Source organism: Ktedonobacterales bacterium, assembly GCA_036557285.1.
Classification (GTDB): Bacteria; Chloroflexota; Ktedonobacteria; order Ktedonobacterales; family DATBGS01; genus DATBHW01.
Map to the genome: position 1 here is coordinate 144,218 of DATBHW010000040.1, position 12,209 is coordinate 156,426.

Here is a 12,209-nt window from a genome sequence, read left to right on the forward strand (position 1 = left end):
TCTATCTCTGGTATCTCTCTCGTGCTCTCTATTCATTACTCTCTGGAGAGACATCTCTCTCTAGTAGAGAATAGGAGAACATGAGAGAGAGAGGGAGGACACGGGCGAAGACTATCTGCTCTCCTGGCATGGACAGGGAAACCACGAAGAAAGAAGAAAGAGGCCGTGCAAAGGCCGACCCGATGCGCTATAATGAGTGTAGCGTGATGCTGCGTTGAGCACTGAAAAGCGCCGGTAATCTGGCGCTCGCGCGAGGTAGTAATCATAGTACGGTGATCATTTTATGATGGTGGATGTGACAGCAGGTACAACATCTCCACGCACTGGGTCGTAGAAGAGTTGGAGAAGTGCTGCTGTTGCATGCTGGTCGCCCGGCCAGCGGGTAGCGAGTGTTCTGCCGGGAAAGTAGGTACCAGGCGTATGAATATTATTCCGTCGCAAGTCTATCGCGCCAAACAGGTGCGTGGGCCAAATGGCGGCCCTAACTCTGATGGCCCTAATCGGCCAACGGATCCCACCAATCCGTTTGGTGGGCCGAACCGACCTGGGCCGAACCCGAATGGTCAGCCGCCGCGCGGTGGGCGCTGGCTGGTTTGGCGCTGGCTGCTTGTAATTGTGGTTGGTTTGATTCTGTGGCAGGTAGCCACCCTGGTCTTTACCGGGACGGGAACCGCAGGAGCCTGCGCTGTATCCTATGGAACCTTCTACCAGCAGCTTGAGGACGGCCAGGTGAAGAGTGTCACCATCCAGTCTGACCAGGCGAGCGGCGATTTCAGGCAGGCCGTGAAATGCTCGGATGGTACCACCAACACCAAGTTCCAGACGACCATTCCTACTGATGACCAGACGCTGATGACGACGCTGAACCAGCAGGCCGCAAAGCAAACGCTCGATTATACTGTGAAGTCCAGCAGTGACGGGAACCTCTGGCTTTCGATTTTGATCAATGTGGTACCCTGGCTGCTGTTTATCGGCCTGATCTTCCTGCTGATTCGCCGGGCTGGCGCGGGGCAGCAAAATGTCTTTAACTTTGGCAAGAGCCGCGCGAAGCTGATTATGGAAGACCGGCCCAGCACGACGTTTGCCGATGTCGCCGGAGTGGATGAGGCCAAGTATGAACTGCAAGAGGTCGTCGAGTTCCTGAAGACGCCCGGCAAGTTTCAGCGGCTGGGTGGCAAGATTCCCAAGGGTGTCTTGCTGGTTGGCCCCCCAGGAACTGGTAAGACCCTGCTGGCGCGTGCGGTGGCGGGTGAAGCTGGCGTACCCTTCTTCTCGATGTCTGGTTCTGAGTTTGTTGAGGTGCTGGTTGGTGTCGGCGCGAGCCGTGTCCGCGACCTGTTTGACCAGGCGAAAAAGAACGCGCCCTGCATCATCTTTATTGATGAAATTGATGCAGTAGGCCGCCAGCGTGGCACCAGTCTGACTACCAATGACGAGCGCGAGCAAACGTTGAATCAGCTGCTGGTGGAGATGGACGGCTTTGATACCCATCAGGCGGTGGTGGTCGTCGCGGCGACAAACCGCCCGGATGGACTGGATCAGGCGCTGCTGCGTCCGGGTCGGTTTGACCGCCGTGTGACGGTGGACCGGCCCGACTGGAAGGGGCGGCGGGCGATTCTGGAGATTCATTCTCGTGGCGTGCCGCTGGCGTCCGATGTGGACCTGACGCAGCTTTCGCGCACAACGACTGGTATGGTGGGCGCGGACCTGGCGAATCTGGTCAACGAGGCGGCGCTGCTGGCGGCGCGGCGCAATCTGGATCGCGTCAACATGGCCTGCTTCAACGAGGCGCTGGATAAGATTCAGCTTGGCGCTGAGCGCCCGCTGGTGCTCAGCGAGGAAGATTTGCGGGTGGTGGCCTATCATGAAGGCGGCCACGCGCTGGTTGGGCTGATTACGCCGCATTCCGATCCGGTTACGAAAGTGACGATTGTGCCACGCGGTCAGGCGCTGGGCGTCACCCAATCGACGCCGCTGGATGATCGGTATAATTACTCGAAAGAGTATCTTCGGGCGCGCATCATGATGGCGCTGGGAGGGCGCGCAGCGGAGGATGTGGCGCTTGGCTCGATCACGACGGGGGCAGAGAACGATCTCCAGGTGGTGACAGGCATTGCTCGCCAGATGGTGATGCGCTGGGGGATGAGTGAGAAGATCGGGACGATTTCTTATAGTGATCGAAGCAGCCCCTTCGGCGGCATCGGGAACGCTGAGTTCGGGAACCGCGAATATAGCGAAGAGACGGCCAAAACGATTGATGAAGAGGTCCATATCCTCGTTGAGGACGCTTATACTCAGGTAAGGGCGCTGCTCACCAGGTATCGTCCGACGCTTGATCGCATTGCCCAGGAACTCCGCAGACACGAGGTCATTGATAACAAGCAACTGATGGTTATTCTGGCTGAGACAGGAGTCGAGATCGATACCGTATCACAGGAGGTGTGGGATTTGCCTGATGGTGATCGCATACCCCGTATTCCTCCAGCGTCAAATACGACCTCACCACTGGCCTAGCTTTGTGAAAAGCCTGGGTACGAGGTTATAGAGCAGGTGAGCGCCTGCTGAGCAGCAGCGATCTTTGATGAGAGCAAAGGGGGCTGCTGCTCGGCAGGCGCTCGTATCATCTGTGGGCGCTGCTGAACCGCTGATCTCTCCGCGGGGAGGCTGCCCCAGGAGGGCGCCGTGGAAGACCTCACGATTCGTCTGGCAGAGGCGCGAGATAAAGCAGCCGTTCTGGCGTTCTGCGCCCATACCTGGGATTGGGGCGATTACATTTCCGAGGTATGGGATGAGTGGCTGGCCGATTCATCTGGCCGACTTCTGGTCGCTATTCTCGATGATCGCCCGGTCGCTGTTGAGCATATGCAGATGGTGGCGCCTGGGGAATGCTGGCTTGAGGGTATGCGTGTGGACCCGACTGTGCGCGGCCAGGGGATTTCCAGGCAGTTAAATGAGCAGGCGATGCGCGAGGCGCGGGGGATGGGGGCAACGATTGCCCGACTGGCAACCCGCTTCGATAACGTGGTGGCGCAGCGCGCGCTGGATTCCGGCGGGTTTCGGCAGGTAGGGACATATATTCATTATACGGCTCCTGCGGAGCAGCTTCGCGGCGCTCCGCTGCCGATGGTGGCCGACGAAAAAGAGTTGCCCGCCCTGCTGGCGTTTCTTGATCGCTCCAATGTCTTTCCGGCGACTGGCGGGCTGATGTATGTGGATTGGGGGGATCGAACGCGGGCGCTGACCAGCGAGGTGTTGCAGGAGCGGCTTGCCAGTGGACAGGTATTCACTCTAAGTCAATGGGATGACTTTCAGGCTATAGCCATTTGTGGCTTGCAAGATACTGATGAGCAGGTGTTGTTGGTTGAATATATTGACGGGACCAGCGAGGGGATTGGCCGCATGGCCTATGGATTGCGTGAACTGGCGGCTAAGCGAGGATTGGAGCAGGTGGCGATCACGCTTCCAAATTTGCTGATGCTGCGCGATGCGCTGGAAGGCACAGGCTATCAAACGGAGGATGCGGGCTTTTTCCTGGTGTATCAGCGCCAATTAGATGAAGATGAAGAGCGGTCTGCTCTTTCTGTTGCGCCTGGAAGCCCTGGTTGATATAATAACGCGAGTGAACCTCTATCACAGACCTTCCTCGTGTTGAGGCGATAGGGCGAGCATAAGACTTGAGAGATTGGGGGGAGACGCACAATGCTGGGCCGCACAATCAAGGGCAAGAATGGTCAATACAAACTGATCGATGTGCGTGGCAGCGGGAGCATGGCGACCGTCTATGTGAGTCGTGATCTGGGGAGCAATCGTATCTATGCTGTGAAAATCTTGCGGCCAGAGATTGCCAATCAGGGCGAGTTTTTGGAGCGTTTCCATCGTGAAGCGCAGATCCTGATGGTGCTGACGGATCCACATATTGTGCGCCCGGTGGAGTATGGGGACGATGATGACGCCCATTTTATTGTGATGGACTACATTGATGGCTCCACGTTGAAAGAACAGATTATTGCCGATGCGCCTTTTGCGCCGCAGCGCGCGCTGGATGCGGCTTTGCAAGCGGCTGAAGGATTGAACGCCGCTTATACTCAGAAGAAAGTGGTGCATCGTGACATCAAGCCGCAGAATATTCTTGTGACCACGAGAAATGTCATTAAGTTGACCGATTTCGGGATGGCGCGCGCCCAGGAGTCCGTTACGCTGACAGGATCGAACGTCTTTATGGGGACGCCCTATTATGTGGCCCCGGAGCAGGCTGATGATAGCCGTAACGCGGATATTCGCTCGGATTTATATTCGTTGTCCTGTGTCTTGTTTGAGATGTTGACCGGCCAGGTACCCTATGATGGGACCAACGCGGTGGATGTGGTCGTGAAACATGTGCGCAATCCGATCCCTTCTGCCTGCGGTTTTGTCTCCGACTTGCCTGCTGCTTTTGACGCCTTCTTTCAGAAGGCTATGGCAAAGTCGCCCGCCAATCGCTTTCAGACACCTGCGGATTTTATCCACGAGCTAGATGAGCTCAGGCAGCTTGTGGGGCTGTCTGGCGCTCCCGCCTCCAGTGGATTTGGTCCAGCAGGCAGCCGTATCACCGAAGAGATGCCTGAAGCGTCGGCATCTCCTGTTATTGCTTCTCCGCCGCGTGAAGGGAAACCGGCATCTGGCCCTCAGGGGAAGGAGAAACCGAGGCTAACGCTCCTGTCTACCGGGCAAGTGGTCTACCTCACGGGAAATCAGGCGATTATTGGGCGGAGTGATCCTCACCGGCAAATATATCCAGAGGTTGATCTGTCTACGCTCGATACTGATCGCATGGTATCCCGGCGTCAGGCCCGTGTTTTGCAACATGATGGACGATTCTTTGTGGAGGATTTGCGGGCGCTCAATGTGACGCGGCTCAATGGGGTGCCGCTGCGCCCAAATGAGGAGCGTGAATTGTATGACGGCGATATTTTGCGGGCAGGCAATATTGAGATACGCTTTAGCCTGCGCGATAATTGAGGAAACCTGATGCTCCCCACTCACCTGAAGTCTTGATTCCAGGCGAGCGATGCAGGGGGAGATGAGGGATACTAGTAGTTCTTTACTTCAAAGTTTGTATAGACTGTGTTTGCGAGTAAAACCATCGGAGGGGGATAGCAGATATGGGATCGGGAAGCCTCGGCTTTTTGCTGGCCTGGAGGCCAGGAGGCGCTGCGGTTCTAGCAGCAGATATTGGTACCTTAATTCAGAATCCTGCGGTATTGCTGGGCGCTGCTGCTGTTGTTGTCGTTGCTGTCTTGATTGTCTTAATTATGGTGCTGCGTGGCGGCTCAAGGAAAGCCGAAATGGCTCCAGAATTAGATGAGGAGCAAGAGCATTGGGAGGCTGCGCCGCGTGGGAACGCCAGCCCCTCTGGCAAGGGGTACGATCCGCGCGATCAGATGCTGCCCTGGGAGCAGGGAGGCGCGCGTCAGCAGATGAGCGGCAGGCGTGGACCTGGGGGCCGCGATGCCCAGGCAGGCTGGGGTCCGGCGGAACGGGATGCGCAGTGGGAAGCCCAGGGCCAATCGGCGCCGCGAGGCGGCCAGTGGGTAGGGACCGATGAATGGGTACCATCCGAACCAGCAATGGGGCGTGGGCGCCCAGACTCGCGCGCCCAGGACCAGATGGGATCGCCTGGTAATGATGGGTGGGCCTGGGGAGCAGGCCAGGCGCCTTCCGGTGGGCAAAATAATCAGTGGGGCCAGGGGGCCGCTCCCCCAATGGGGCGCGCTGACGATCAATGGGGGCAGGGAGCATCAGCCTCTCATCCAACAGGACGCGATAGCGATCAGTGGGGCCAGGGCGCAGGCGCGCCCTACCCGACGGGGCGTGGCGCTGATCAATGGGGCCAGGGGGCTGCGACATCTCAGCCGCTGGGCCGCGATAACGATCAGTGGGGGCAGGGCGCGCCCATGCGTGGACGAGGCCAGGACCAATGGGGTGACCAGTCAGGGGCAGGCGCCCCTGGGATGGGGCAGGCAGAAGATCACGGCTTTGCTCCGCGTGGAGGACCACGCGGAGGCGCAGCGCCCGCAAGCCAAGCCGAAGGGCAGTGGGGCCAGGGAGGTTGGGACCAGGCAAACGGCGGATGGGGCGCTGGGGAATCGCCTGATCGGTGGGGGCAAGCGGCTTCACCTGCGCAGCCAGGCGCCAGCCGTCCAAGTGGTCAGGGGGGTATGGCTGGCCTGGGAAACCAATCGCAGCCGAGTCAGGGGCCAGGGAACGGCTGGGGCGAACGCGAGGCGTCAGCCTGGCAGGTTGAACCCAGGCGAGAGCAGCCTTCCTGGGAAGCGCCCGATTGGAGGTCAGGCCAACCAGAGCCAGCCGACCCAAGGAGCGGCTCAGGCAATCAAGCCCCCTCGCGGGCTTCGCGGGAGCAAACCGCTCGTGGTCCCTCTGGAGGTGGCTGGGATGGGGCAGGCTCAGCAGGCGAATGGGGGCAGGCTGATCCAAACTCCAGGCCAGGCTCCAGTCGTCCGATAGAGCCAGCAGGCGCCAGGGGGGTGAGCCAGCCCTCCTCATCTGGCGGGGAGTGGGGCAATCGTGGTTTTGACGGACCAACTGCCAAACCAGCGCCTCAACCTGGGAGTTGGGAGCAGCGCGAAACGCCGTCCTGGCAATCTCCTGGACCACAGATGGCGGCTCCTTCAGGGCAGGTGAATCCTCCTCCAGAGCGAACTGGACCTGATATGCGCCAACTCAACAAAGTGAACCCTGAGTCTACGGCGTATGCCCCGCAAACCTCCGAAAGCAGCGAAGGCGCGGCTGATAAGACGGTGGTGATGCGCAAAGACACGGGTACAGCGGCCCGTACCCCCTCTGTCGTGGTGCGACAGGGGAAAGAGCCAGGGCGGACCTATGATATGCGCAAGGATCATGTGAGCATTGGCCGCAGCCGCGAGAGCGATATTTTCCTGGAGGATCTGGCGGTATCACGACTGCACGCCACGATTTATCGTGATGAAATGGGCGGCTATCTCCTGCGCGATGAAAACAGCGCCAATGGTACGAGCGTCAACGGCCAACGTGTCAGCGAATGCGCCTTGCAGGAAGGTGATGAGATTCAACTCGGCCAGACGATTCTGGCATTTGTGCGCCGCTAGCAGCGGGCCTATAGCACATAAAGCACCCCTTCGACGAGGAGGCGCAGAGCAACCGCTCTGCGCCTCCTCGCTTCTATAAGGCGCTGGAGGACGCCACTTTTGTTGACGGAAGCTGCGGCACAGGTGTTGTATAATAGAGGTCAATGGGCGATACGGCTGGTTTCGTTGATAGGCTAATGGGCTACCCCTTATCGGTCTTGCCGTTGGGGGCTGCGGCCAGAGCATATGAGGGTTGCGCTTGAAGGATGATTTAATCGGCGCACGGATCGGGCATTACATCATTCAGGAGCCGCTGGGGCAGGGCGGGATGGCGCGCGTCTATAAAGGCTATCAGGAACATCTTGACCGCACAGTTGCTATCAAGGTGCTGCCGAGCTATTACGCAGCCGACCCCAACTTTGTCAATCGCTTCAAGTTAGAAGCCCAGGCAATGGCTCGCCTTTCGCATCCCAGCATCGTGACGGTGCATGATGCTGGTGAGCAAGATGGCCGCCTGTATATTGTTATGGCCTATATGAGCGGCGGCACTCTGAAGAACCAGATGGATCATCTGATGGAACTGGTGGAAGCCTTGCCGGTGGCCCGCCAGATTGCTGAGGCGCTCCAGTATGCTCATGAGCGTTCGATTATCCACCGCGATGTCAAGCCGGTCAATGTGCTGCTTGATGGGGATGGCCGGGCGGTTCTGAGCGATTTTGGCATTGCTAAGGTGATGGAAAGCGCCGAGCATCATCTGACGCGCCCTGGGGCTGGGGTGGGTACGCCCGAATATATGTCGCCAGAGCAGTGTCGCGGGAGCGGTGTCTCGCCGCGCAGCGACATCTATGCCCTGGGGGTGATGCTTTATGAGATGCTGACGGGGCGTACCCCGTTTCAGGCCGATAACTATACTGCCCTGGCCCATGCCCATATTTACGAGCCGGTGCCGCCGCCCACGCTCTTTAACCCACGCATCTCAGCGCCAGTGCAGGCGGTTATCCTGCGGGCATTGGCAAAAGAACCCGCGCAGCGCTTTCAACACGCGACGGACCTGGCGACGGCTTTGGAGTATGCCGCCAGTGGGAGCAGCACCGGCGGAACTGGAGAGATGGTGGGGCAGTTCACCAGCGAAACAAATGGTGTCCGGCAAACCACCGTGCTGATTTGCCCACAGTGCGGCACGATGAGCAAACCACAGATGCGCTTCTGTCGGCGCTGCGGCCAGGGCTTGAGCGGGATTGAGCCGCGTTCTGTGACCGTCGCTCCTTCAGGGGTGGGACGCTCAGGAAGCTACTCGAAGTTAGGGTCGTGGGCGCAGATTTGCCAGGTGTGCCAGGCGCCAAATGCGCCAGTCAGCAAGTTTTGCACCAAATGCGGCAACCGCTTGCCAGGGACATCCGTAGAGAGTGGCGCTGTCATGCTCACCTGCGCGGCCTGTGGTATGCAGAACCTGCCGGGGCGCAATTTCTGTACACGCTGCGGGCGCCAACTTGCCCGCCTATAAACAAGCCGCCGGTGATGAAAGCGGCCAACCAGGGAGTTCCAGTGGAGAACGAAAGACCGGAAGCCCCAGCACTGCTGGGGAGGGCCGATATTCATATGCACACGAATCTGGGCGACGGCACAGCCAGCCCTGCCAGGGTTATTGCCGAGGCAGAGCGGCGGCGGCTCGATGTGATCGCCATTACCGATCATGACCACCTCGAAGGCTTCAAGCGCGTGGCCGATTTGCTGGAAAAGTCAGGCAGTTCGCTGGGCGTCATTCCGGGGATTGAAGTGACGACTCGCCAGGGGCATCTGTTGGGGCTGTTCGTGCAGCGCCCGATCAAGATGCTGCGCTCGGTGGAGTGGAGCATTGATGCCATCAAGGCGCAAGGAGGGCTGATCATCATCCCTCATCCAATGGGCCGTCTGGTACCCAGCTTGAACCGCAGAAAGATCGAGGAACTGCTGGAGCGCGGTTTTGCTCTTGATGGGATTGAGGTGTATAATCCCTCGCCTGCCAATCGCTCGCAGCGCCAGGAGGTGTTGAAGCTGAACGTTGGCTGGGGGCTGGCCCAGACGGGGGGCAGCGATGCGCACTTCTGGCAGCATATCGGCAGCGGCTATACTACGTTTGCCGGAAAGACGGCGGAAGAGTTTCAAGCGGCGCTGCAGGCGAAAACGACCGCCGCGGGTGGGCAAGAAAAACCGCCAGAGCGGCTTCCTATAGCCGCTCTGGCGGGCCAGTGCGCCTGGAGTTGGTTCGTCGATCCCCCACGCAAGATTGCTCGCATGGTGCGGGCGCCTGCCTCTCCATAGTGACGCTATGTGCTGGTATCCTCGCAGATTGCTGGCTTACGCAGAAGCCAGAAGCCTCTTTGTCTTCGCTTTCGGTAATACTTGCCTGGAACCCCTCTTCTATCATATCCTGATGAATTGTCGCCACTGTGGCGTCTGCAAGTACTCAAGAAGATGTTGGAATGAGGGGTTCCGCCAAACATGAGATGTTGGCAAGCGAGACGTGTTACTTGTAGCGCCGCCTTCCAGGCGGCTGGTCGCTGGCCGCCTGGAAGGCGGCGCTACAAGTGGCCCCGCTTTTTGGTGGAACCCTCTTCGCCAGGATAGAAGCGAGCGCGGCGTTTACGTGATACAATGGAAAGTCAAGAGATAGGTCGAGCTTTTTGGTCAGGAGTCTATGATGTCAGCGGTTTCAACTAATGCAGCGGCGCGTGAAGCGTTACCACCTGAGATTGCGCAGAAATATCAGCGTTTGCGCGCTATTCTGGCCGATCTGGGGTCGGTGCTGGTAGCCTATTCTGGTGGTGTAGATAGCACGCTGCTGCTGAAAGTAGCCTCGGATGTGTTGGGTGAGCGCGCGGTGGGCGTGATTGCTACTTCACCTGCTTATGAAGATGCGGAGACTGTTGAGGCGCTGCGCAATGCGGAGGCAATGGGCGTTCGTATCATGCAGATAGAGACGCATGAGATGGAAAACGAGCGCTATGTGGCGAATGGCCTGGATCGCTGCTATCATTGCAAGCATGAACTGTTTACCAGGCTGGTTCCATTGGCGCGGGAACTGGGGATGCGAGTTATTGCCTATGGTCTGAACCAGGATGATCTGGGCGACTTTCGCCCTGGGCAGCGCGCGGCCCGCGAGTTTGGGGTGCATGGGCCGCTGCAAGAGGCTGGTCTGGTGAAGGATGAGATTCGGGCCATTGCGCGGTATTTGGGGGTGCAGGTGTGGGATAAGCCCGCCCTCGCCTGTTACTCCTCGCGTATCCCTTATGGGACGCCGGTCACAATCGAGGCGCTGCAAAAAGTGGGGCGTGCCGAACGTCTGCTGCGCGCCCTCGGCTTTCGGCAGGTGCGCGTGCGTCATCATGATACCATTGCGCGCATTGAAGTGAGCAGGACTGATTTTCCACGATTGATCGAGGAAGGGATCAACCGTCAAATTGTTGAAGGCTTCAAGGCTATTGGGTATGCGTATGTCACCCTGGACCTCCAGGGATATCGTTCCGGCAGCATGAACGAACTACATCGCAAGCGTCCGGCGCGGGAGCTAAAAATCAGCCGTTCATCAGAGGAATAATGAGAGGGTGATGTTATGAGCGTGGCAAACATCGCACGAGGAAAATACCATATCTGGACGGTTGGCTGCCAGATGAATCAGGCCGATTCGCAGCGCGTTGCCACCATTCTCGATGGGCTTGGCTGGGAAGAAGCGCCCTCGATGGAGCAGGCGAATCTGGTCATCTTAAATACGTGCAGCGTCCGCGCTGCTCCGGAGCAGCGCGCACACGGCCAACTTTCATTGTTGGGGCATGCCAAAAAGAAGCGCGCTGATCTACTGGTCGGGATGATGGGCTGCATGATCGGCAATCAAAAAACGGTAGATAGCCTCAAGCAGCGCTACCCGATGGTGGACCTTTTCTTTAAGGTCGAACACGCGGATGTTTTGCCGCAGTTTTTGGAAGATCGCTGGACCCCGCTGGCGACGGGCGATGGCTGTGTGGATATGGAGCGCGCGCAGCCTGCTTTCGCTACGCAGTTGAGCCGAACGCTAACGGTTCTGCCTATGGCCGCGCCCATGCGCCCAGGCGAACGCGAGGCGCACTATCCGCTCCAGATTACATCGAACAAGGGACCGACAGCGTGGCTGCCAGTTATTCTAGGGTGTAATAAGGTCTGCTCCTACTGTATCGTACCCTATCGGCGAGGGCGCGAGCGCAGCCGCCCACTTTCGGAGTTGCTGGAAGAGGCGCGGCATCTCGTTGACGCTGGCGCGCGCGAGCTAACGCTGCTGGGGCAGACGGTTGAGGCGTATGGGCTGGATTTGCCCGATCAGGAGGCCGACTTGGGCGATCTGATGGCTGAACTCAGCGAGATTGATGGCCTGGAGCGCATTCGCTTTATGACCTCGTATCCCAGGCATATGACGGATAAGATGATTCGCCAGATGGCTGCTTTGCCCAAGGTCTGCGAGCATGTCAATATCCCGGTGCAATCTGGCGATGATGTGATGTTGCAGCGGATGCGGCGCGGCTATACCCTGGAGGAGTATCGCACGCTTATCAAGAAGCTGCGCGACTGGTGGCCGGAGGTGTCGCTGTCAACCGATGTGATTGTGGGCTTCTGTGGTGAGACTGCTGAAGAGTTTCAGCATACGCTGGACCTGCTGGCGGAAATACGCTTCGATGTGGTGCATGTGGCGGCCTATTCGACGCGCCCTGGAACGCTGGCGGATAAATGGGAAGACGATGTGTCGCTGGCGGAGAAAAAGCGCCGCCTGCATCTGGTGGAGGAGTTGCAGGAGGGGATCGCGCGCGAACTCAATGAGCCATATGTGGGCCGTGTCGAGGGCATTTTGCTTGAGGAGCAGGTTGAGCAGCATGGCCTTATCCAATGGAAGGGGCGAACACGCACGAATAAGCTGGTCTTTTTCCCCGATACGCGAGTGGATGGGCAGACCGCCCTGGCGCAGGGAGAGATTGTGCCTGTCCACATTGAACGCGCGACGGCGTGGTCCTTGCAAGGTTGCGTGGGCGCGGTATAATACCAAAACTACCTCAGCATAGGCGGCTCCATGCTGCTCTGTTGAGCGTAGAGAAGCTAACAAGC

At 58.6% G+C, this 12,209-nt stretch carries 8 protein-coding genes; all 8 read left to right on the plus strand.

Annotated features, from left to right (window positions below; all coding sequences use genetic code 11):
* Positions 1–420 precede the first annotated feature (420 nt).
* Positions 421–2,514 carry an ATP-dependent zinc metalloprotease FtsH gene (ftsH, locus tag VH599_11610; GenBank protein HEY7348947.1) on the plus strand — a complete coding sequence of 698 codons (2,094 nt, stop codon included), beginning with the start codon at positions 421–423 and terminating at the stop codon, positions 2,512–2,514.
* Between the two features lie 168 nt (positions 2,515–2,682).
* Positions 2,683–3,606: a GNAT family N-acetyltransferase gene (locus tag VH599_11615; GenBank protein ID HEY7348948.1), complete on the plus strand. Its 924-nt coding sequence runs from the start codon at positions 2,683–2,685 to the stop codon at positions 3,604–3,606.
* A 93-nt stretch (positions 3,607–3,699) separates the two neighbouring features.
* Positions 3,700–4,998 carry an FHA domain-containing serine/threonine-protein kinase gene (locus VH599_11620; GenBank protein ID HEY7348949.1) on the plus strand — a complete coding sequence of 433 codons (1,299 nt, stop codon included), beginning with the start codon at positions 3,700–3,702 and terminating at the stop codon, positions 4,996–4,998.
* Between the two features lie 143 nt (positions 4,999–5,141).
* The gene (locus tag VH599_11625) at positions 5,142–7,124 is read left to right on the plus strand and encodes an FHA domain-containing protein (GenBank protein HEY7348950.1); all 1,983 of its coding nucleotides are present in this window, start codon (positions 5,142–5,144) and stop codon (positions 7,122–7,124) included.
* 238 nt (positions 7,125–7,362) lie between these two features.
* Positions 7,363–8,607: a serine/threonine-protein kinase gene (locus tag VH599_11630; GenBank protein HEY7348951.1), complete on the plus strand. Its 1,245-nt coding sequence runs from the start codon at positions 7,363–7,365 to the stop codon at positions 8,605–8,607.
* A 41-nt stretch (positions 8,608–8,648) separates the two neighbouring features.
* A complete protein-coding gene (locus VH599_11635) occupies positions 8,649–9,404 on the plus strand; it encodes a CehA/McbA family metallohydrolase (GenBank protein HEY7348952.1) in 756 nt (251 codons plus the stop codon).
* Positions 9,405–9,780: 376 nt separating this feature from the next.
* The gene (gene larE, locus VH599_11640; GenBank protein ID HEY7348953.1) at positions 9,781–10,680 is read left to right on the plus strand and encodes an ATP-dependent sacrificial sulfur transferase LarE; all 900 of its coding nucleotides are present in this window, start codon (positions 9,781–9,783) and stop codon (positions 10,678–10,680) included.
* A gap of 15 nt (positions 10,681–10,695) precedes the next feature.
* The gene (miaB, locus tag VH599_11645; protein HEY7348954.1) at positions 10,696–12,144 is read left to right on the plus strand and encodes a tRNA (N6-isopentenyl adenosine(37)-C2)-methylthiotransferase MiaB; all 1,449 of its coding nucleotides are present in this window, start codon (positions 10,696–10,698) and stop codon (positions 12,142–12,144) included.
* Positions 12,145–12,209 lie beyond the last annotated feature (65 nt).